The organism is Enterobacter cloacae complex sp. 402C9 (genome assembly GCF_050030745.1).
In the GTDB taxonomy this organism is placed as follows: Bacteria; Pseudomonadota; Gammaproteobacteria; order Enterobacterales; family Enterobacteriaceae; genus Enterobacter; species Enterobacter intestinihominis.
This window is the reverse complement of the sequence record NZ_JBLGUW010000001.1, coordinates 4,099,793-4,121,079: the sequence shown is the minus strand read 5'-3', so window position 1 is coordinate 4,121,079 and position 21,287 is coordinate 4,099,793. Positions and strand designations below refer to the sequence as shown.

Here is a 21,287-nt window from a genome sequence, read left to right as displayed (position 1 = left end):
GGACGCCTTGTTAAGCCGCCGGGGGACAGGACGTTCATCCAATAGTTGTCTTCGGGAGTGGGAAATGAAGCCTTTTTTGCGCTGGTGTTTCGTTGCGACAGCTTTAACGCTGGCAGGATGCAGCAACTCTGCCTGGCGTAAGAGCGAAGTCCTCGCAGTGCCATTGCAACCGACTTTGCAGCAGGAAGTGATTCTGGCACGCATGGAACAAATACTTGCCAGTCGGGCTTTAACCGATGACGAACGCGCACAGCTTTTATATGAGCGCGGAGTGTTGTATGATAGTCTCGGTCTGAGGGCATTAGCGCGAAATGATTTTTCACAAGCGCTGGCAATTCGACCTGATATGCCTGAAGTATTCAATTACTTAGGCATTTATTTAACGCAGGCAGGCAATTTTGATGCTGCCTATGAAGCGTTTGATTCTGTACTTGAGCTTGATCCAACTTACAACTACGCGCACTTGAATCGCGGTACCGCCTTGTATTACGGCGGTCGTGATAAGTTAGCGCAAGATGATCTGCTGGCGTTTTATCAAGACGATCCTAATGATCCTTTCCGCAGCCTGTGGCTTTACATCGTTGAGCAGAAGCTCGATGAGAAGCAGGCCAAAGAAGCACTGAAACAGCGCTTCGAGAAATCGGACAAGGAACAGTGGGGATGGAACATTGTCGAGTTCTACCTGGGCAACATTAGCGAAGCAACGCTGATGGAACGCCTCAAGGCGGACGCAACGGATAACACCTCGCTCGCTGAGCATCTCAGTGAAACCAACTTCTATTTAGGTAAGTACTACCTAAGTCTGGGGGATATGGACAGCGCTACGGCACTGTTCAAATTAGCGGTTGCTAACAACGTACATAACTTCGTTGAGCACCGTTATGCATTGTTGGAATTATCGCTCTTGGGCCAGGAGCAAGACGACCTGGCAGAATCGGACCAGCAATAGCTGACGACATAAACATCAGCCCGTAATCTTTTGATTGCCATCACCTTCACTGGTGAGGGCGTTGTTGTTCGTCAATACACCTAATTTGAGCCGGTTCACACTTTTCAATGAAAATTGCTAATCATTTTCACGATGAGCTAAGTAGACTGGCCGCCATTAATATCGAGGCACTTGTACTACATGGCTGAATTCGAAACCACTTTTGCAGATCTGGGCCTGAAGGCTCCTATCCTTGAAGCCCTTAACGATCTGGGTTACGAAAAACCATCTCCGATCCAGGCTGAGTGTATCCCACACCTGCTTTCTGGTCGTGACGTGCTGGGCATGGCCCAGACCGGTAGCGGTAAAACCGCAGCATTCTCGCTGCCGCTGCTGAACAACATTGATCCGGACCTGCGTGCGCCGCAGATCCTCGTCCTGGCTCCAACCCGTGAACTGGCTGTTCAGGTTGCTGAAGCAATGACGGAATTCTCTAAACATATGCGCGGCGTAAACGTGGTAGCCCTGTACGGCGGCCAGCGTTATGACGTGCAGTTACGCGCCCTGCGCCAGGGCCCACAGATTGTTGTCGGTACGCCGGGCCGTCTGCTGGATCACCTGAAGCGCGGTACCCTGGACCTCTCTAAGCTGAGCGGCCTGGTACTGGATGAAGCAGATGAAATGCTGCGTATGGGCTTCATCGAAGACGTTGAAACCATCATGGCGCAGATCCCGGAAGGTCATCAGACCGCTCTGTTCTCTGCAACCATGCCAGAAGCGATCCGTCGCATTACCCGCCGCTTCATGAAAGAGCCGCAGGAAGTGCGTATTCAGTCTAGCGTGACCACTCGCCCGGACATCAGCCAGAGCTACTGGTCTGTATACGGCATGCGCAAAAACGAAGCGCTGGTCCGTTTCCTGGAAGCGGAAGATTTTGATGCGGCGATTATCTTCGTACGTACCAAAAATGCGACCCTGGAAGTGGCTGAAGCGCTGGAGCGTAGCGGCTACAATAGCGCAGCGCTGAACGGCGACATGAACCAGGCGCTGCGTGAGCAGACTCTGGAGCGTCTGAAAGATGGTCGTCTGGATATCCTCATTGCAACCGACGTGGCAGCACGTGGTCTGGACGTTGAGCGTATCAGCCTGGTTGTAAACTACGATATCCCAATGGACTCCGAGTCTTACGTTCACCGTATCGGCCGTACCGGTCGTGCGGGTCGTGCGGGCCGTGCGCTGCTGTTCGTTGAGAACCGCGAGCGTCGTCTGCTGCGTAACATTGAACGCACCATGAAGCTGACCATTCCAGAAGCTGAGCTGCCAAACGCAGAACTGCTGGGCAAACGCCGTCTGGAAAAATTCGCCGCGAAAGTACAGCAGCAGCTGGAAAGCAGCGATCTGGATCAGTACCGTGCGCTGCTGTCCCAGATCCAACCTGTCGCTGAAGGCGAAGAGCTGGATATGGAAACTCTGGCCGCAGCACTGCTGAAAATGGCGCAGGGCGAACGTAGCCTGATCGTGCCACCTGATGCACCGATGCGTCCTAAGCGTGAGTTCCGTGACCGTGACGATCGTTTCGAACGTCGTGGCGACCGTAACGACCGTGGTCCACGCGGTGACCGTCCAGAGCGTGGTGGTGAAGACCGTCCACGTCGCGAGCGTCGTGACGCTGGCGAAATGGAACTGTATCGCATTGAAGTGGGCCGTGATGATGGTGTTGAAGTTCGTCACATCGTTGGCGCGATCGCTAATGAAGGCGACATCAGCAGCCGTTACATCGGTAACATCAAGCTGTTCGGTTCACACTCAACGATCGAGCTGCCAAAAGGCATGCCGGGCGAAGTACTGCAGCACTTTACTCGCACCCGCATTCTGAACAAGCCAATGAACATGCAACTGATGGGTGATGCACAGCCTCGCTCTGACCGCGGTGGCGAACGCCGTGGCGGTGGTCGCAGCTTCGGTGGCGAGCGTCGTGAAGGCGGTCGTAGCGAAGGTCGCACTGGCGAACCTCGTCGTTTCTCCGGCGAGCGCCGTGAAAATCGTGGCCCACGCCGCGAAGAAGGCACCAGCCGTCGTCGTTTCGGTGACGCGTAAGCCTTTTCGCTTTTGACGTAAAGTAAAATATACAGCCCCGATAGTTGTTATCGGGGCTTTTTTTATTCCTTTTGTACTCTTGTACTGGTACAGTGCATCACATTAAAATGCACACCACATTTTTGACTGGAGATAAGGCCGCATGGCAACACTAATCACCACCCAAACGTCACCTTCGCTGCTTGGCGGCGTGGTGATCATCGGCGGAACCATTATTGGTGCCGGGATGTTCTCCCTGCCAGTGGTTATGTCCGGTGCGTGGTTCTTCTGGTCGCTGGCGGCGCTGGTTTTCACCTGGTTCTGCATGCTCCATTCCGGGCTGATGATCCTTGAAGCAAACCTGAACTACCGCATTGGCTCCAGCTTCGACACCATCACCCGAGATCTGCTGGGCAAAGGCTGGAACCTGGTGAACGGGTTGTCCATCGCGTTTGTACTCTATATCCTGACCTACGCGTACATTTCAGCGAGCGGATCGATTCTGCATCACACCTTCTCCGAGATGTCGCTGAACGTTCCGGCGCGTCTGGCGGGTCTCTGCTTCGCGCTGGGCGTGGCGTTTATCGTCTGGATGAGTACCAAAGCGGTCAGCCGCATGACGGCGATCGTGCTGGGCGCCAAGGTCATCACCTTCTTCCTGACCTTCGGCAGCCTGCTGGGGCACGTCACGCCGGCCACGCTGTTTAACGTTGCGGAAGTGAACACCTCCTACACGCCATACCTGCTTATGACGTTGCCATTCTGTCTGGCGTCGTTCGGCTACCACGGCAACGTACCGAGCCTGATGAAGTACTACGGCAAGGATCCACGCACCATCGTGAAATGCCTGATTTACGGCACGCTGCTGGCGCTGGGGCTGTATGTGATCTGGCTGCTGGGGACGATGGGAAACATCCCGCGTCCGGAATTTATCGGCATTGCGCAGAAGGGCGGTAACATTGATGTGCTGGTACAGGCGCTGAGTAGCGTGCTGAACAGCCGCAGTCTGGATCTGCTTCTGGTGGTCTTCTCTAACTTTGCGGTGGCGAGCTCATTTCTCGGCGTGACGCTGGGCCTGTTTGACTACCTGGCAGATCTGTTTGGTTTTGATGACTCTGCGATGGGGCGCTTCAAAACGGCGCTGTTAACCTTCCTGCCGCCGATTGTGGGCGGCCTGCTGTGGCCGAACGGTTTCCTGTACGCCATCGGCTATGCAGGACTGGCGGCTACCATCTGGGCGGCGATTGTACCGGCGCTGCTGGCGCGTAAATCACGTAAGCGCTTCGGCAGCCCGAAATTCCGCGTCTGGGGCGGAAAACCGATGATTGCACTGATCCTGGTATTTGGTATCGGTAACGCGGTGGTGCACATGCTGTCGAGTTTTAATCTGTTGCCTGTGTATCAGTAAACAGAAAGCCCGGTGGCGCTACGCTTACCGGGCCTACAGGGATCGCGTAGGCCGGATAAGGCGAAGCCGCCATCCGGCAAAAAACTACCCCACCAACTCCTCTTTCACCTGCATCGCCAGATCAAATGAATGCAAACGCGCCTGATGATCGAAAATCTGGCCGTTGACCATAATTTCATCCGCCTGCGTTTCTCGTAGCACTGCCTCCAGACCGTGACGCACCTTCGCCTTATCACCCACCAGCGACATGCTCAGGGCCTGCTGCACGCCATACTGCTCGGAGGCCGACCACAGCTGATGCATATTTTCTACCGGTGGTGGCAACTGGCCCGTCTCGCCGCGACGCAGCTTCACAAACGCCTGCTGCATGGAGGTAAACAGGAATTCCGCGTCGCGGTTGCTGTCGGCGGCAATGATATTGATGCACACCATCGCATACGGCTTCTCAAGACGCTCGGAAGGCTTGAAGTTTGTGCGGTAGAGATGCAGAGCCTGATGCAGCATATCCGGTGCGAAGTGGGAAGCGAACGCGAACGGCAGCCCCAGCTGTGCGGCAAGCTGTGCGCTGTACAGACTTGAGCCTAACAGCCACACCGGGATTTTCTCGCCGTAGCCCGGCACCGGGCGCACGTGCGGGTTAGGATCGCTCGCATCGAACCAGTCCACCAGCTCCGCTACATCACGCGGGAAGTTGTCGATATCGCCGCTCATATGGCGACGCAGGGCGCGCATGGTCGGCTGGTCGCTGCCCGGCGCGCGGCCAAGACCCAAATCAATGCGACCGGGGTAGAGTGTATTCAGGGTGCCAAACTGCTCGGCAATCACCAGCGGGGCATGGTTCGGCAGCATCACGCCACCGGAGCCAAGGTGCAAAGTAGTGGTATTCGCCGCCAGATAGCCAATCAGTACTGAGGTGGCGGCGCTGGCGATGCCCACCATGTTATGGTGCTCCGCCAGCCAGTAGCGGTGATAGCCACGTTTTTCGGCAAGCTGAGCCAGATCCAGAGAGTGCGAAAAGGCTTCTCTTGCCGAGGAGCCTTGTGGAATCGGTGCCAGATCCAGCACCGAAAACGGAATGGTTTTGTCAGTCATAACAGCTCACTTTGTCGACGGTCAATCTTTAATACTGCATTAAAAAATGATAACCGTTGTTAACAAAGTGAGCTTTTTTACCCCTGCAATTCCAGCCCGGCGAGACGTTTCCAGTAACCGTTGCAGTCGCTGTTTGCCGTCAGCGGCAGCGGCGAGGCGCCGTTTTCGTTGGCACGGAAGGCGTCCAGCATGGCGAACACGCCGGTATCGAGCGGCGAAAGACGCACCATATCCACCAGCCCATGCATTGACGCCAGCTCGTTGCCGAGGTTATAGACGTAACCGCTCATAGTCTGAATGCCGTTGAGGACAAACACCTGCTGATTCTCCTGCGACAGCATGCTGCGTCCGTTCGGGTACTTAATGCAGCAGGTTTCACACTCGTCTTTCGGGCGATCTTCGGAACGCGCGGTGAAGCAGCGGGCAGAGTAGGCCAGCGGCAGATGGCCGTAGCTCAGCACTTCGACTTCAAACTGATTGCGAATGCCCAGCTCGTCACACTGATTTAGCAGGTTGACCAGCCAGTCGCGGGAGAGCTCAACCGGCATGCACCAGCGTGTCATCCCCTGTTTGAGCAGCAGGCGCAGGGTCACCGCGTTATAGCAGTTCAGCGCATGTCCGGCGACAAACGGCAGCTTACGCTCGGCGCACATGTTCACCACGCCCAGGTCGCTCGCCTCCAGCAGGAACTCACCGTTTTCGACGTAGCGCTTCAGCTCGCCCAGTTCAGAGGACGCCTGCACCAGCGCCAGCGTCGAGAGCACCACCTGCTTGCCGCTGCCGGCCAGGCTTTTCGCCATATCCAGCCAGTCGCCCACTTTGGTGGCGCGGCGCTTGCTGCACACCGCTTCGCCGAGGTAAATCACATCGGCGCTGCTGTTAGCCGCCTGCTGGTAAAAAACTTCCAGCGTCTCTTTTGGCCAGTAGTAAAGCACCGGCCCTAATGAATATTTCATGATTATCTCACTGCCATTTACGGTGATACGCGCCGAGCGTGGTTTGCGTGCCTTCGGACATCGCGCCGAGCGTCTCCATCCAGGCCGCCTGCGGGGCGTAGTTTTGCGGGTCCGCCATGCAGCGGTCGATGGCCTGACGCCACACCTTCGCCACCTGGCTCACGTAGGCCGGGCTACGCTGGCGGCCTTCGATTTTCACCGAGGCAATGTTGGCGGCCAGCAGTTCCGGCAGCAGCTCCAGCGTGTTGAGGCTGGTGGGCTCCTCCAGCGCGTGGTAGCGCTCGCCGTCCACCAGATAGCGGCCTTTGCACAGTGTCGGGTAGCCCGCGTTTTCACCGTCCTGATAGCGGTCGATTAACACGCTATTCAGGCGCGACTCCAGCCCCTGCGGCGTTTGCTGCCAGCGAACGAAGCGGGCAGGCGAGCAGGCACCGACGGTATTTGGCGATTCCCCGGTAAGATAGGAAGAAAGATAGCAGCGGCCTTCGGCCATGATGCACAGGCTGCCGAAGGCAAAAACCTCCAGCGGCACTGGCGTGACGCGCGCCAGTTGCTTAACCTGATGAATAGAGAGCACGCGCGGCAGCACCACGCGAGCCACGTCAAAGTGTCGATGATAAAAACGCACGGCCTCTTCATTGGTGGCCGATGCCTGAACAGAGACGTGGCGCTCAATATGCGGATAACGTTCTGCCGCATACTCAAGCATAGCGAGGTCGGCCAGGATCAACGCATCGGCGCCCAGCTGGGCCGCCATATCCACGGCGCGCTGCCAGCGGGCGTAGCCATCAGGATGGGCAAAGGTATTGATGGCGATGTGCAGTTTGCGCCGGTGCTGGTGAACGAAGTTAACGGCTTCCTGAAGCTTTTTCTCCGTAAAGTTAAGACCCGCAAAATGGCGGGCATTGGTATCATCTTTCAGCCCGATATAGACCGCATCGGCCCCATTTTCGATGGCCGCCTTAAGCGCCGGAAGGTTTCCGGCAGGGCAGAGCAGCTCCATAATTTATCCCGATGTTGTCGATCGCAGGGATCGTAAAAAATGTTAACGAGCTGGGATTTTAATTAACCCATACGCGACAATTTTTGATTTAAGGCAGCTAATGGCGTATTGATGGCACCAATAATGAGGTATACCGGACAACGGTTTGTTGATTTACGCCGCTATCTTCTTGTCGGGATATGGCAAAATAGCAGGACTATAGCTATCAGGGAGTAAAGCTCGTGCTGGATAAACTGCGTTCACGTCTCGTACAATTTGGCCCATCAATGCTGAGCGTGCCGGTAAAACTGGCGCCGTTCGCGCTTAAACGCCAGGTGCTGGAACAGGTACTGAGCTGGCAGTTCCGCCAGGCGCTACAGGACGGTGAGCTTGAGTTTCTGGAAGGCCGCTGGTTAAAGATTGAAGTACGCGATATCGGGTTGCGCTGGTTTACTTCCGTAGAGAACGATCGGCTTATCGTCCGTGAAACCGCCGAGGCGGATGTCAGCTTTAGCGCGGATGCCAGCGATCTGCTGATGATCGCCGCGCGCAAACAGGATCCGGACACCCTTTTCTTCCAGCGTCGTCTGGTGATTGAAGGCGACACGGAGCTCGGTCTGTACGTCAAAAATTTAATGGATGCCATTGAGCTGGAGCAGATGCCGAACGCACTGCGTATGATGTTGATGCAAATGGCAGATTTCGTTGAGGCCGGGCTAAAAACCCCGCCGGACAGTAAACACACTTCAGTAGGTGAACCATGCTGATTCGAGTCGAAATTGGGATTGATGCGCCGGGTATCGATGCGTTGTTACGCCGCTCTTTTGCAGGCGACGCCGAAGCTCAACTGGTTCACGATCTTCGCGAAGATGGCCTGATTACGCTGGGCCTGGTTGCCACCGACGATGAAGGGCAGGTAGTCGGCTACGTGGCGTTCAGCCCGGTGATTGTGCAGGGTGAAGAGTTGCAGTGGGTCGGCATGGCGCCGCTGGCGGTGGATGAAAACTACCGTGGACAGGGCCTGGCACGCCAGCTGGTCTATGAAGGGCTGGATTCCCTGAATGAATTTGGCTATGCCGCTGTCGTCGTTCTGGGCGATCCGGCGTTCTACGAGCGTTTAGGCTTTGAGCCAGCGTCCAGATACGATCTGCGCTGCCACTGGCCAGGCACGGAAACATCTTTCCTGGTACATCCTCTGGCGGACGATTCGCTCGACGGCGTTACCGGTCTGGTGGAGTACCACGATCATTTCAATCGTTTTTAAGCAGGCTTTCGCGTAGCGCCTCGAAAGAGCCGTCCCCGTTGACGAGACGCTCTTTCTGGCGCTTCGTCAGCTGCTTGATGCGGTATTCCAGCCTGAGCGCCAGGGATCTGTCGCCCACGGCGGCTGAAAACGCCAGCTGAAGTTCACCTTTCCCCCGCAGTGCTTTCGCCCCTTTTCCCGTTTGATGTTGTAAAAAACGCCGTGCCACATCGGTAGTGATCCCGGTGTAGAGTGCGTTATCAGGGGTTCGGACAAGATAGAGAAACCAGCACACGGTAAACAGATTCAGTATGTTAAGGTGAACGCACCATAGCATGAGAGAGAGCGAAAATGGAAACACTGGCCGCCATTAACCGCTGGCTGGCAAAGCAGCATGTTGTGACCTGGTGCGTCTGTAAAGACGAGGAGATGTGGTGCGCAAATGCCTTTTATTACTACGATCCCGAGCGCGTGGCCTTTTACGTGATGAGCGAAGACAAAACGCGGCATGCGCAGATGACGGGCCAACAGGCAAAAGTGGCGGGCACGGTAAATGGTCAGCCTAAAACCGTTGCGCTGATCCGCGGGGTCCAGTTCAAAGGCGAAATTCGTCGCCTGGAAGGTGAGGAAAGCGACGCCCAGCGTAAACGCTATACGCGCCGCTTCCCGGTGGCCGCAGCGCTAAAAGCCCCGGTGTGGGAAATCCGCCTCGATGAGCTGAAATTTACCGACAACACCCTGGGCTTTGGCAAGAAGCTGCACTGGTTACGCACCGAGCAGGCGTAGCGCTTCGCGGTTAAACGCTGGAAGATCGTCCGGCGTACGGCTGGTGATCAGCTGATCGTTATCGTTCACCACTTCCTGATCGTAGAACTCGGCACCGGCGTTTTTCAGATCAATAACGATCGGTTTCACCGCGGTGAGCTTACGCCCGCGTACCACCTCGGCGCTGATCAGCAACTGCGGGCCGTGGCAAATGGCAAACACCGGTTTACCGGTGCCGACGAAGTCACGGGTAAAGGTGACGAAACGCTCGTCCCCGCGCAGGGAATCCGGTGAATGGCCGCCCGGTAACAGCAGGGCGTCGAAATCCGACGGGCTGACGTTATCAATGGATTCGTCAATGGTCACGCTGGCTTCTCCCTTGTGGCCCTTCACGGTTTTACCCGCTTCTTTTTCGATGGTGACCACCTCGTGGCCCGCCTTGCGGAATGCCTCTGCTGGCGACGTAAATTCTGAATCTTCAAACTCGTCGGTAATCAAGACTGCGATTTTTTTACCCATGCTTCCTCCGTTGTTTTCGCTTCAGACTGTTTTTTTCCCGTTTGTGGTAAATACTTACCGGTAACAGACTTTTAAGTGTGGTAGAGCAGGCCCAGATCGCAAACGGACAATTCTGTAAAGGGGACAAGATGAGTCAGGTACTGATTACCGGCGCAACCGGGCTGGTGGGTGGACATTTGCTGCGGCTGTTGATCCAGGATCGGCATATCAACTATATCGCCGCCCCGACGCGTCGCCCGCTGTTGGATATCACCGGCGTCTATAACCCGCACGATCCCCAGCTTACCGACGCGCTGGCGCAGGTGCAGGATCCCATTGATATCGCCTTTTGCTGCCTTGGCACCACCCGACGGGAAGCGGGCAGTAAGGAAGCCTTTGTCCATGCAGATTACACGCTGGTGGTAGATACCGCCCTGACGGCCAAGAAGCTGGGTGCTAAGCATTTCCTGGTGGTCAGCGCGCACGGCGCGAACGCAGGCTCGCCGTTTTTTTACAACCAGGTGAAGGGCAAAATGGAAGAGGCGTTAATCGCGCAGCAATGGGAGCGCCTGACCATCGTGCGGCCTTCCATGCTGATGGGCCACCGCGACGAACGGCGTTTTAACGAGTCTTTTTTCGCTCCGCTGTTTCGCATCCTGCCAGGTAACTGGAAGTCCATCGAGGCGCGGGATGTCGCGCAGGCGATGCTGAAAGAGGCACTGGCTCCGTCGCAAGAGGGGGTTAATATTATCCCTTCGGCAAAACTGCGTGAAATCGCGCAGGGCGAGGCGTAAACTTCCCCGGCTTATTAAATAACACCTTCCGGGGAATGGTATGACTGGTCAGTCTTCATCTCAGGCGGCAACACCTGTTCAGTGGTGGAAGCCCGCACTCTTCTTTCTCGTGGTCATCATTGGCCTCTGGTATGTGAAATGGCAGCCGTACTACGGTAAAGCCTTCACCGCCGCCGACACCCACAGCATCGGTAAATCGATTCTCGCGCAGGCCGATTCCAGCCCGCTTCGCGCGGCGTGGGATTACGCAATGGTCTATTTTCTTGCCGTCTGGAAAGCGGCGGTATTGGGCGTATTGCTGGGCTCGCTGATTCAGGTACTTATCCCGCGTAACTGGCTGATAAAAACCCTGGGACAACCGCGCTTGCAGGGCACGCTGCTGGGAACGATTTTCTCCCTGCCGGGCATGATGTGCTCCTGCTGCGCTGCACCGGTGGCGGCGGGTATGCGCCGACAGCGCGTGTCGATGGGCGGCGCGCTTGCCTTCTGGATGGGTAACCCCCTGCTGAACCCGGCAACGCTGGTGTTTATGGGCTTCGTTCTCGGCTGGCATTTCGCGTTTATCCGTCTGGCGGCTGGCCTGCTGACGGTGGTGCTTGTCGCTACGCTGGTGCAGCACCTGGTGAAAGACAACGAGGCCGGGCCTGCCTCCGTTGAGCTGGACCTCAGCGATCCGCAGGGCAGTTTCTTAGCTCGCTGGGGCAAAGCGCTGTGGCAGCTTTTCTGGAGCACAATCCCGGTCTATATCCTGGCCGTACTGGTGCTCGGGGCGGCGCGCGTCTGGCTGTTCCCGCATGCGGATGGCGCTATCGACAACACGCTGATGTGGGTGATTGCGATGGCGGTGGCCGGTTGCCTGTTTGTGATCCCAACCGCGGCGGAGATCCCGATTATTCAGACCATGATGATGGCTGGCATGGGTACCGCACCGGCGCTGGCGCTGCTCATCACGCTGCCGGCGGTGAGCCTGCCGTCGCTGATCATGCTGCGTAAGTCATTCCCGGCGAAAGCGCTGTGGCTGACGGCGGGGCTGGTGGCGTTGAGCGGAGTGATTGTGGGGAGTATGGCGCTGGTGTGAAAGAAAGCCCGGTGGCGCTGGCGCTTACCGGGCTTACAGTCAGGTGTGAATTACTTGATATAAGTAAAGGCGGTGGTGACGTGCTTCACGCCGCTCACCCGGCTGGCGATATCCGCCGCCGCTTTCCCTTCACGTTCTGTCACCAGGCCCAGCAGGAACACTTCGCCGTTCTCCGTGGTTACTTTCACGTTTGAGGATTTCACCTGGTCGGTACCCAGCAGCTGGGAACGCACTTTGGTGGTGATCCAGGTATCAGATGACGCGGTGCCGAGACCAATCGGCTGGCCCTGACGGATCTCGTTAAACACTTCCGCCGTACCTTCTACGCCCATCGCGATCTGTTTGGCGCGCGAGGCGAGTTCAGGGGTTGGCGCCTGGCCTGCCAGCAGAACTTTGCCCTGATAAGCCGTCACGTTAATGCGTGCTTCCTTCTTGATCTGTTCGTCTTTCGACAGCGCACTGTTTACGCGCAGCTCAAGCGTACCGTCATCCACCTGCGTCCCAACGGTACGCGGATCGGTCGCTGCTTTGGTGCCGACCGCTGCGGTACCGACTACAGCGGCAGCGATGCATCCCTGAAGCAGTAATGCAGACATCACGACTGCAAGGGCCGATAAAACCTTCATGAGAACTCCTTAATCATCCTGGTGAGGGAAAAGCGTGTTATCGATCAGATCGCATAAGCAGTTCACCGTGAGCATATGCATCTCCTGGATGCGGGCGCTACGGTGCGAAGGAATGCGGATCTCCACATCCTGCGGCCCCAGCAGGCCAGCCAGCTCACCGCCGTCGTAACCGGTCAGGGCGACAATCGTCATGTCCCGGGTTACTGCCGCTTCAACCGCCTTAACGATATCCCGGCTGTTACCGCGCGTGGAGATCGCCAGCAGCACGTCTCCGGCATGGCCTAAGGCGCGCACCTGCTTGGCGTAAATTTCGTCATGCAGACGATCGTTGGCAATCGCAGTTAAGACCACGTTATCGGTGTTTAGTGCAATGGCTGGTAAACTCGGTCGCTCGGTTTCGAAGCGATTGATCATGCTGGCAGCAAAATGCTGTGCGTTGGCGGCGGACGTGCCATTGCCACAACAGAGGATTTTGTTGCCGTTGAGCAGCGACTGAACCAGCGTCATCGCTGCACGCGAGATCGCGTCCGGAAGGGCTTCCGCTGCGGCAATCTGCGTTTGAATGCTTTCTGTGAAGCACACTTTTATTCGTTCGAGCACGGTATCCCTTTAAAATCTTATTTATGCGTCTTCGCCAAACGCGTTTTTAAGCCAGTCGATCGCATTTCCGGTGAAGGCTACCACATCGAAACGGCAATCCACAGTATCAAAACTCCCATTATGGCGGGCAAGCCACAAGTGGGCAGTCTGTAATAATTTTTTTTGTTTGGCGAGCGTCACGCTGGCGGCAGCACCGCCAAAACGGGACGACTGTCGGTAGCGTACTTCAACAAACACGATGGTTTGACCGTCTTTCATAATCAGGTCAATCTCGCCGCCGCGCCCGCGAACGTTGGCGGCGACAAAGCGCAGTCCTTTGCCTTCAAGCCAGCGGCGCGCTTTTAGCTCCCACGCGTCGCCGGTCTGTTTACGGCTTAACTGGCCGGGACAATCTGCCCCTGCTGGTATTTGAGCCATGATAACTTCCTGTTAATCACACAATCCTGATCGGCGGTCAGATCGCCGGTATTCCCGTTAAGCTCAAAGCCCGGTACCTGGCGCATCTGGGTAAAGTGGTTTGCCAGCGCCCAGGCATCGACGCCCATCGCGTACAGACGCGCCAGGGAATAATCATTGCGCACCGCGCCCAGCGCCTGCTGCATCAACTTCGGGTTGCTGCCTGCCAGCATAGGGATCTCGCTGTATTGCAGTCCTTCCATTTCCAGACGGAAATCCGGGCCTGCGGTACCCTGTGCGCTGCGGGAGCTGGCGTAGAGCGTTGCGCCGCTCTGGCTGCCGTTACGCATGGCGATCATTGGTTTGATAAAGGCGATCTCTTCCGGCGTAGCGACGATGTATGCCGAATCCACTTTACCGCCGCCGCTGATTTGCGCGTCGGTAGGGGGGGCTGGGATCGTCAGACCGCCGATGGTGACGCTCTGCTGCTGCGGCAGGCTGGCGGATACCGGGCTACCGTTGAGGGCAATACCTGCCCCGCCGTTCACGCCCGCTCTCAGTTCGGAAGCTGAGCCAAATTTCTGCTGCAACACCACGCCACCGCCAAGGGTCTGCCACTCTTGCGCAAAGGCGTTGGCAACGCGGTCGCCCAGCGTGCTGCGTGGGATCAGCAGCAGCGGCGCCTGTTTGCCCTGCTCGTGGATATGACGGGCCGCATCGCGGGCTTCATCCTCCGGAGAGAGGGCGAAGTAACAGATATTGGCGCGGTTCTGAACCTGCTCAGGCTGGTTAAGCGCCAGCACGTTCAGCGTGGTGTTGCTCTTCATCAGCGCTTCCACGTTGTTTTTCAACAGCGGGCCGACAACGATGCTGGCCCCGTCCTGCTGAACCTGCGCCAGCACCTGGTCAAGCGGCTGGGCGCTGGTGTCGTAGATTTTCAACTCTGCACCAGGGTTAGCGCTGGTGGTGGCCACAGCCTGCGGCTGGGCTGCTGGCTGCTGTTCCGGCTGCGCGGTTTGCGGCTGAGGTTGTTCTGCCGTCGCGGGCGCCGGAGTTTCAGCCGGGGCCTGTGTTGCCGCAGGCGCTGAGGTAGCGGGTTGCGTCGTTGGGGCGGTAACCGGATTCTGCATGGTGCCCTGGGCAGGGGTTTGCGCGGTGGTCAGGTCGCTGGTTTCGGCGGCTGACGGACTGACGACGTCATTCACATTCGCCGCCTGTGCTGCCTGCGCCGGAACGGCGCTGCCGGTGACGGCGGTGGTGCCGTTTTTCGCGGCTTCAAAACCTTGCTGAATGGCGCGGCCAAACACCGCTGCCTGGCCGTTTAACGGCAGCAGCAGGGCGATTTTGCTGGTGGAGGCGGGCTTAAAGTTTTGCACGTTCACCAGCTGCGTTGGCAGCATTTTTGCTCCCGGGTTTTGCGGGTAGCGCTTTTGCCAGTCGGTAATGCCGGCTTTCAGCATGTTCGGATCGCTGCGGTTGTTGAACCACATCTGTTGCAGATCCAGCCAGCCTTGCAGGACATTTTCATCGGCGTTGATCACCAGCGCTCTGGCCTGATCCTGGGTCATGGAGGCGAGTGCCTGCCAGGTTGCGTCAATATTTTTCTGCTTGTCCGCACCCGCGAGCAGAGGCTCCTGGGCAATCAGCGCGCGGAGAAGCGTCAGGGAGGGGCGACCCTGCTCAGCGGTGATACCGGCCTGCCAGAAACGGGCCTGCTGATTCTTATCCAGCGCGCTCAGTTCGATAGTGCCGAGGATCTTCTTCGCGCCGTCGAAATCTTTCTGCGCGACCTTCAGTTCTGCCGACAGCAGCGTCTGCTCATGGCGCTGATCGTCGTTAAGATCCTGCGGCAGCTGGCTGAACAGCTCGGCGGCCTGCTGGGTTTTTCCTTCCTTCAGCAGTGCACGAATGGCGAGTAATTGCCAGTTGATCCTGGTATCATTTGAACTCTGCGACATTTGTTGCAGATAAAAGCCAGAATCAGCCTGAGCGGATCCCTGCATATGAGCAGTGCTCTGGTCAGGTGCCTGGGTGCCGCAGCCGGTAAAGATCAGGGCTGCCAGCAGGAGGGGCACGCTGTGCGCGGCTTTTTTTCGAAGAAACGTTAACGGTACCATACTGTATCCAGTGATTTTTTTACGCAATGCTCAATATTAAATCGGCAATACGGACGAAACAATGAAACAACACGAAACGGCAGATAATTCTCAAGGCCAGCTTTATATTGTACCTACTCCTATCGGGAATTTGTCTGATATTACCCAACGTGCACTCACTGTATTGCAAGCTGTTGATTTAATTGCTGCTGAAGACACCCGTCATACCGGTTTACTGCTGCAGCACTTTGCCATTAACGCCCGTCTGTTTGCCCTGCACGATCACAATGAGCAACAAAAAGCCGAAACGCTGGTGGCGAAGCTGAAAGAAGGGCAGAACATCGCGCTGGTCTCCGATGCGGGTACTCCGCTTATCAACGATCCGGGCTACCATCTGGTGCGCACCTGCCGTGAAGCAGGGATCCGCGTTGTGCCGCTGCCGGGGCCGTGTGCTGCTATTGCCGCATTAAGTGCGGCGGGCCTGCCGTCCGATCGTTTCTGCTACGAAGGTTTCCTGCCTGCTAAATCCAAAGGCCGTCGCGATGTGTTAAAGGATCTGGAAGCAGAGCCGCGTACCCTGATTTTTTACGAATCAACCCACCGCCTGCTGGAAAGCCTGGAGGATATGGTTACCGTCTGGGGCGAATCCCGCTACGTGGTGCTGGCGCGCGAGCTGACCAAAACCTGGGAAACCATTCACGGCGCGCCGGTTGGCGAACTGCTGGCGTGGGTGAAAGAGGATGAGAACCGCCACAAGGGCGAAATGGTGCTGATTGTCGAAGGGCATAAAGCGCAGGAAGACGCCCTGCCTGCCGATGCGCTGCGTACGCTGACCCTGCTACAGGCTGAACTGCCCCTGAAAAAAGCGGCGGCGCTGGCGGCGGAGATCCACGGCGTGAAGAAAAATGCGCTGTATAAATATGCGCTGGAGCAGCAGGGGGAGTAAGCCCCTGCCGCCTGTTTTGCCGGGTGGCGGCTTCGCCTTACCCGGCCTAGACCGTGTCAAAGCCTCACTATTTTCCCGGCATCGCCTCAAACACCAGCGTTTCCAGCGGGTGCAGCGTAATCACCACAGCGTTTTTATACTCCTCTGGTACGGTCGAATTACTGCCGTACACGGCTTTCAGGGTAAACTGCGAGCGCTCTCCTGCCGGGATCTCAAAATCTTTGGTTAAATCCAGGTAGTAACGTTGCGGCTTATCCGACGGGTTGCGTAAACCAAAAATCGCTTTGTCTTTACTCCATGAGGCCCAGCCGTAAACCTCAAGCGAAGTTGGGTCACCGCCAATCCAGTGCGTATCCACCAGCACGCTGGCATTCTCACGCGACCACTTCGCCGCCTGTGCCAGGGTGTCCCACTTCGCCTTGTTAAGCATGGACGGCGTGATGTACAGCTCCTGAAGTTGAGTTCCGGTCGCGAAGTAGCTCCAGACCTGATCGGCAAAATCGCCGTCCGTTTGTACTTTCTCCAGTCCATAGTAAGCGTTCTCTGCACTGACGATCCCGTGGTACATCAGGGAGTTCAGCGGGAACAGCGGGCCTTTGCGTACGATGGAGCGATAAGTTTCGGCATCCCGGTAGGTCATCCACTGCTGCACTGGCGTGCCGGGACCGTACAGGTTGATATCATCGCCCTGACGCCAGATTGAATCAGCATAGAACAGCCAGGACGGGCTCGCGTCGGTCCCGGTGGTCAGGTTGATAAACAGGTTCGGGTTTGCGCTGCGCATGTTGTGCAGCAGGGCAATGGACGCGTCAAAATCCGATGCAAATGGGCTGCCCTTGATATGCGAATTGGCGTTACCCATTCCGTCGAGCTTGAACGAGGTAATGTGCTCGTTTTTGATCAGCTTAATGATCTGATCGTTAAAGTTTTTAAAGTAGTTCGGCCCCGACAGCGCCAGCTTGCCGTCTACGGTTTCGAAACCATACTCTTTTGCATGCGAGACGCGAATATCGCGCGGCTTGTTGTAACCGCCCCACGGTGAAAGCCACAGCCCAACCGAGCTATGCAGGCTATCGGCTTTTTCCCTGACTTTGCCAAAACCGTTGCTGAATGCCGGGCCAAACAGCCAGCGTCCGGTGCGATCGTCCCAGCCATCGTCCAGCAGGAACGCGTCCAGCGCCACCCCGCGTCCGGCAATAAATTCTTTATTCCATTCGTCCATCCGCCCAATGACATCCTGCTCGGAGTAAGGAGTAAAGAAGCCAATGTCCATCCAGCTGTTGTAGTGCAGATAAGGCTTATAAGGCCGCGGGCGCACGGCATCGATAAACTGGTTTACGCTGCGCCGCAGCTGATTAGTTTCCGGGAAAGTGCCGAACCAGGTGGTAAAACTGACCGGTGTCTCAGGCAGAATTGGCGTTTTCAGCTCCACGTTGAGGTTCGTGGTGGCTTCATAAGCGTAAGTATTCACAATCGGTTTGTCTGGCAGGATGAAGAACGAGTCGGCCACGATTGGCGAGCTGTTAATCGCCCCGTCAACGTAAGGTGCCTGAGACTGCTTCTTCGTCGGGAAGAAGGTCATTTTCGCTACGTCCCGCGGCTGCCCGACGGCGGCGATGGTGTAGCCGATGCTGGCGTATTTTCCCTTCACCAGGTTCAGTTTCACCGTTACGTTAAAATCCGGATGCGTAAAGTCGATGACTATCGCGTTGTCCTGCTTTTCGACGTGCTTGATTTTGAAATCAGCGGTGTGGATTTTTGTTTCATCCGGCAGCGTCAGAAAGAACAACTCCTGGGGCGTGAGCGGATGGTTAGCTTTGCTGTCCGTTACCACTACCGTTGCATTTGCATCATCAAACGAAAGGGCAATATTGTTGTTACTGAGCGCGTAGTTTGCTGCCGCCGCGCCATGAGAAACACAGAGAGCCAGCAGCGAGAGAGTGAGCCTTTTTTTCATCGGGGTAAGATCCTTATCAGTAATGCTTCAGCATTCGGTTGATGGACTGTTCCAGCCAGTAGCGCTGGGTGCCGAAGTTAATACGCAGGTAGTTTTCGCCGTTTTGTACGTAGTGGCTGCCATCTTCGATGACCACGCCAGCCTGTTTGGCGAAATGTTGGGTTAGCGCCGTCGCACTGCGATCGTCCGCACTGACGTCTATCCAGGCGAGATACGACGACTCCGGGTTCATCATCTTCCATGCAGGGAAGTGGGTCTGGATGGCATCCGCAAGGTAGCGGGCATTGCCGCGCAGATAACCATTCAGCGCGTCGAGCCATGGCAGACCTTGCCGATAGGCCAGAATAATTCCCCACACGCCGAAGATATTCGGCGAGGTAATGGAGTTCTTCTCCAACTGCTGGCGGAAACGCTGGCGCAGCGAATCGTCTGGAATCATTGAGTAGGATGTTTTTAGCCCGCCAAGGTTGAAGGCTTTATTGGGGGAGGTCAGCACAATCAGGTTGTCCTGGGCGGCACAGCCCGAAGTCAGACAGCTGACGAATGTACCGTCCAGAGTGTGCTCGGCGTGAACCTCATCAACCACCAGAATCGTGCCGTAGCGCTTACAGAGATCGGACACCTGGCGTATCTCATCCGCGCGCCAGATGCGGCCCGAGGGGTTATGCGGCGAGCAGAAAAACCACAGTTTTGGACGGTGAGTTTTGAGCTGAACTTCAATCAGATTAAAATCCAGCTGATAGCGGTTTTCCTTCACGCTCAGCGGATTTGCAAGCATCCGCACGCCCTGTCGCTGTGTCGCCATCGCAAACGGGTCATACACCGGGGTGTTCATCATCACGCAGTCGCCGGGATTGCAGAACGCCTGAACCGTATAGTGCAGCGTAGAAACGGTGCCGTAGGTCAGGGTGATCCATGACTTATGCACCTCAACCTGATGACGGGTGCGCTGGAAGGCGATGACCGCATCGTAGAATTCGTCGAAGCACCAGGTGTAACCGAAGGTGCCATGCTCCACGATGCGCTGAAAGCCTTCAATCACGGCGGGTGGCGAGGTGAAATCCATGTCTGCTATCCACAGCGGGATAAATCCCTCCGGGACATCACCGAAACGCGAACACACAAACGCATGATCCCATTTACGGCATTTATCGCTTTTACGCTCAATGATTCTGTCGAAATCAAACACAACGACCCCCTGTTAAATTAAGGCTTCAATACCGGATTTGACGCTCTGCACCTGCGGGCCGATGATCACCTGAACGCTGTGGGCATCAAGCACCACGACTGACAAGGCGCCAGCGGCCTTCAGCGCCTGCTGGTCGATAAGCCCCATATCTTTCACCACCAGACGTAAGCGGGTAATGCAGTTGTCGAGCGACTCAATATTCTCTTTACCGCCAAGCGCGCGAAGAATAAGCCCATGATCGTATTTTGATTTTCCACGTGCCCGGGTATTGGCTTCCACCGCCTGGAGCGCACCCTGCGCGTCAACCTCACGGCCTGGCGTTTTTATATCGTGCTTGAGGATGTACCAGCGGAAGACGAAGAAGTAGATAGCAAACCAGGCAATACCCACCGGGAACAGCAGATACCATTTGGTCGACATCCCCTGCATGACGCCGAAGATCAGCAGATCCAGAATACCGCCGTCAGTGTTGCCGATGGTGACGCCGAGCAGCGCCATCACCATCAGCGCCAGGCCAGACATAACGATATGAAACGCGTAAAGCACAGGGGCAATAAACAGGAACAGGAACTCAATCGGCTCTGAAATACCCGTGACAACTGAAACCAGCACGCCTGAAAGCAGCAGCCCTTTAATCACCGGACGGTTTTCCGGGCGCGCGGTGCGGTAGATAGCGTAAGCCACGGCAGGCAGGCCGAAGATAAAGGTCGGCATAAACCCTTGCGATAAAAATGCCGTAACGTGCGGGCTAAACGGCAGACCCGCTTTCAGCTCGGCGTAGAAAATGTTCAGCGCACCGGCCACTTCCTGGCCGTTAACCATCTCAATGCCGCCCGCCGGGGTGAAGCGCACCATCGCCAGCAGAATGTGATGCAGGCCAAAAGGTTTGAGTAGCAGCACGCCCACGCCATACAGGAACGGCCCAAAGACGCTGGTGCTCTGGATGATATGACCAATTCCGGCAATGCCCATTGCCACATATTCCCACAGCAGGGGGATGACCAGGCCGACCAGCGACAGGGTGAGGGCGGTAACAATCGGAACAAAACGAATGCCGCTAAAGAAGGCAAATGCGTCGTGTAGCACCGTGTCCTGGAAACGTTCGTGCAGGAAGTAGGTGATCACCCCTACCGCAATACCGCCGAGCACGCCCATCTCCAGCGTTTGAATGCCAAGCACGATGGATTGTCCCACCTGTCTCATGGTGGCGGCATCCGCAAGCTGGTGGGTGGCGGTCAGGTAGTAGTTGATGCTCATGTTCATCAGCATGTAGCCAACGAATCCGGCAAAAGCGCCCACCGCTTTATTACGCCTGGCAAGGCCCATTGGGATCGCCATGGCAAACATCAGCGGCAGATAGGTAAAAGCAAAGCCACCGACCATGGCGATAAAACCAAAGGTGAGCTGCGTTAACTCGCCGCCCAGAAAGGGAAAACTTTTGATGGTGGAAGGGCTGGTGACAGAACTACCGATACCTAACAACAACCCCATAAAGGCCAATAGCGAAACCGGGAACATAAACGTCTTTCCCAGGCTCTGGAAAAACTCCCACGCTTTCGATTTAAACGACTTTTCCTGTGTCATGTAGGGACTCCTCGGATTTTTAGGATAATGGAAGGCGCTGTCCGGCTTAAGGACGCGCCTTCATATTTGCGAG

Annotated in this window: 22 protein-coding genes; 10 read left to right on the top strand and 12 right to left on the bottom strand. The window is 56.4% G+C overall.

The window, feature by feature from the left end; genetic code table 11:
- The first annotated feature begins 64 nt into the window (after positions 1-64).
- The 4 genes from nlpI to mtr all read left to right on the top strand — a co-directional run bounded on the left by nlpI (position 65) and on the right by mtr (position 4,412).
- Positions 65-949 (top strand): lipoprotein NlpI, encoded by an 885-nt coding sequence (gene nlpI, locus ACQG1K_RS19610; RefSeq protein WP_426721039.1) that lies wholly within the window; start codon positions 65-67, stop codon positions 947-949.
- 107 nt (positions 950-1,056) lie between these two features.
- Complete coding sequence (gene yrbN, locus ACQG1K_RS19605) at positions 1,057-1,137, top strand: protein YrbN (protein ID WP_097397692.1); 81 nt, start codon at positions 1,057-1,059, stop codon at positions 1,135-1,137.
- Positions 1,130-3,025 carry a DEAD/DEAH family ATP-dependent RNA helicase gene (locus tag ACQG1K_RS19600; protein WP_022649514.1) on the top strand — a complete coding sequence of 632 codons (1,896 nt, stop codon included), beginning with the start codon at positions 1,130-1,132 and terminating at the stop codon, positions 3,023-3,025. Before yrbN ends, ACQG1K_RS19600 begins: the two co-directional genes overlap by 8 nt.
- A gap of 142 nt (positions 3,026-3,167) precedes the next feature.
- Positions 3,168-4,412 carry a tryptophan permease gene (mtr, locus tag ACQG1K_RS19595; protein WP_367074940.1) on the top strand — a complete coding sequence of 415 codons (1,245 nt, stop codon included), beginning with the start codon at positions 3,168-3,170 and terminating at the stop codon, positions 4,410-4,412.
- A gap of 84 nt (positions 4,413-4,496) precedes the next feature.
- On the opposite strand, the gene ACQG1K_RS19590 is transcribed toward mtr, so the two are convergent.
- From ACQG1K_RS19590 to ubiU, 3 genes are all read right to left on the bottom strand, one after another.
- Complete coding sequence (locus ACQG1K_RS19590; RefSeq protein ID WP_022649512.1) at positions 4,497-5,504, bottom strand: luciferase-like monooxygenase; 1,008 nt, start codon at positions 5,502-5,504, stop codon at positions 4,497-4,499.
- Positions 5,505-5,581: 77 nt separating this feature from the next.
- The gene (locus ACQG1K_RS19585) at positions 5,582-6,460 is read right to left on the bottom strand and encodes a U32 family peptidase (protein ID WP_063149066.1); all 879 of its coding nucleotides are present in this window, start codon (positions 6,458-6,460) and stop codon (positions 5,582-5,584) included.
- A 7-nt stretch (positions 6,461-6,467) separates the two neighbouring features.
- Entirely contained in the window at positions 6,468-7,463 is a 996-nt protein-coding gene (ubiU, locus tag ACQG1K_RS19580) for a ubiquinone anaerobic biosynthesis protein UbiU (protein WP_367074942.1), read from the bottom strand.
- A gap of 221 nt (positions 7,464-7,684) precedes the next feature.
- On the opposite strand from ubiU, the gene ubiT reads away from it, so the two are divergent.
- Entirely contained in the window at positions 7,685-8,209 is a 525-nt protein-coding gene (gene ubiT / locus ACQG1K_RS19575; RefSeq protein ID WP_023307057.1) for a ubiquinone anaerobic biosynthesis accessory factor UbiT, read from the top strand.
- Complete coding sequence (locus ACQG1K_RS19570; RefSeq protein WP_022649509.1) at positions 8,203-8,706, top strand: GNAT family N-acetyltransferase; 504 nt, start codon at positions 8,203-8,205, stop codon at positions 8,704-8,706. The genes ubiT and ACQG1K_RS19570 overlap by 7 nt, the downstream gene beginning before the upstream one ends.
- Here the strand turns inward: ACQG1K_RS19570 and ACQG1K_RS19565 are convergent.
- Positions 8,693-9,022, bottom strand: coding sequence for a GIY-YIG nuclease family protein (locus ACQG1K_RS19565; protein WP_023307056.1), 330 nt, complete (start codon positions 9,020-9,022; stop codon positions 8,693-8,695). The genes ACQG1K_RS19570 and ACQG1K_RS19565 overlap by 14 nt on opposite strands.
- 14 nt (positions 9,023-9,036) lie before the next feature.
- Between ACQG1K_RS19565 and ACQG1K_RS19560 the strand changes: the two genes are divergently transcribed.
- A complete protein-coding gene (locus tag ACQG1K_RS19560) occupies positions 9,037-9,471 on the top strand; it encodes a YhbP family protein (protein WP_022649508.1) in 435 nt (144 codons plus the stop codon).
- Here the strand turns inward: ACQG1K_RS19560 and ACQG1K_RS19555 are convergent.
- Complete coding sequence (locus tag ACQG1K_RS19555; protein WP_015571965.1) at positions 9,451-9,969, bottom strand: type 1 glutamine amidotransferase domain-containing protein; 519 nt, start codon at positions 9,967-9,969, stop codon at positions 9,451-9,453. The genes ACQG1K_RS19560 and ACQG1K_RS19555 overlap by 21 nt on opposite strands.
- 128 nt (positions 9,970-10,097) lie before the next feature.
- Between ACQG1K_RS19555 and ACQG1K_RS19550 the strand changes: the two genes are divergently transcribed.
- Together ACQG1K_RS19550 and ACQG1K_RS19545 are read left to right on the top strand one after the other, a co-directional pair.
- On the top strand, positions 10,098-10,742 hold the full coding sequence (locus ACQG1K_RS19550; protein ID WP_022649507.1) for an NAD(P)H-binding protein: 645 nt from the start codon (positions 10,098-10,100) through the stop codon (positions 10,740-10,742).
- A 40-nt stretch (positions 10,743-10,782) separates the two neighbouring features.
- The gene (locus ACQG1K_RS19545) at positions 10,783-11,820 is read left to right on the top strand and encodes a permease (RefSeq protein ID WP_023307055.1); all 1,038 of its coding nucleotides are present in this window, start codon (positions 10,783-10,785) and stop codon (positions 11,818-11,820) included.
- Between the two features lie 50 nt (positions 11,821-11,870).
- Here ACQG1K_RS19545 and dolP read toward each other — a convergent pair whose 3' ends face one another.
- The 4 genes from dolP to ACQG1K_RS19525 are packed head-to-tail and all read right to left on the bottom strand — an operon-like array spanning position 11,871 to position 15,559.
- The gene (gene dolP / locus ACQG1K_RS19540) at positions 11,871-12,446 is read right to left on the bottom strand and encodes a division/outer membrane stress-associated lipid-binding lipoprotein (RefSeq protein WP_022649505.1); all 576 of its coding nucleotides are present in this window, start codon (positions 12,444-12,446) and stop codon (positions 11,871-11,873) included.
- A 9-nt stretch (positions 12,447-12,455) separates the two neighbouring features.
- Positions 12,456-13,046, bottom strand: a complete 591-nt coding sequence (diaA, locus tag ACQG1K_RS19535; protein WP_003861754.1) for a DnaA initiator-associating protein DiaA — start codon at positions 13,044-13,046, stop codon at positions 12,456-12,458.
- 21 nt (positions 13,047-13,067) lie between these two features.
- Complete coding sequence (locus tag ACQG1K_RS19530; RefSeq protein ID WP_271075423.1) at positions 13,068-13,463, bottom strand: YraN family protein; 396 nt, start codon at positions 13,461-13,463, stop codon at positions 13,068-13,070.
- Positions 13,421-15,559: a penicillin-binding protein activator gene (locus tag ACQG1K_RS19525; protein ID WP_367074947.1), complete on the bottom strand. Its 2,139-nt coding sequence runs from the start codon at positions 15,557-15,559 to the stop codon at positions 13,421-13,423. The genes ACQG1K_RS19530 and ACQG1K_RS19525 overlap by 43 nt, the downstream gene beginning before the upstream one ends.
- A 61-nt stretch (positions 15,560-15,620) precedes the next feature.
- On the opposite strand from ACQG1K_RS19525, the gene rsmI reads away from it, so the two are divergent.
- Positions 15,621-16,484, top strand: a complete 864-nt coding sequence (gene rsmI, locus ACQG1K_RS19520; RefSeq protein WP_367074948.1) for a 16S rRNA (cytidine(1402)-2'-O)-methyltransferase — start codon at positions 15,621-15,623, stop codon at positions 16,482-16,484.
- Positions 16,485-16,551: 67 nt separating this feature from the next.
- Here the strand turns inward: rsmI and ACQG1K_RS19515 are convergent, their stop codons facing one another.
- The 3 genes from ACQG1K_RS19515 to malX are packed head-to-tail and all read right to left on the bottom strand — an operon-like array spanning position 16,552 to position 21,214.
- Positions 16,552-18,441 (bottom strand): enterotoxin, encoded by a 1,890-nt coding sequence (locus ACQG1K_RS19515; protein ID WP_367074950.1) that lies wholly within the window; start codon positions 18,439-18,441, stop codon positions 16,552-16,554.
- 16 nt (positions 18,442-18,457) lie between these two features.
- Positions 18,458-19,630, bottom strand: a complete 1,173-nt coding sequence (locus ACQG1K_RS19510; RefSeq protein WP_367074952.1) for a MalY/PatB family protein — start codon at positions 19,628-19,630, stop codon at positions 18,458-18,460.
- 12 nt (positions 19,631-19,642) lie between these two features.
- Positions 19,643-21,214: a maltose/glucose-specific PTS transporter subunit IIBC gene (gene malX, locus ACQG1K_RS19505; protein WP_367074953.1), complete on the bottom strand. Its 1,572-nt coding sequence runs from the start codon at positions 21,212-21,214 to the stop codon at positions 19,643-19,645.
- Positions 21,215-21,287: the final 73 nt, after the last annotated feature.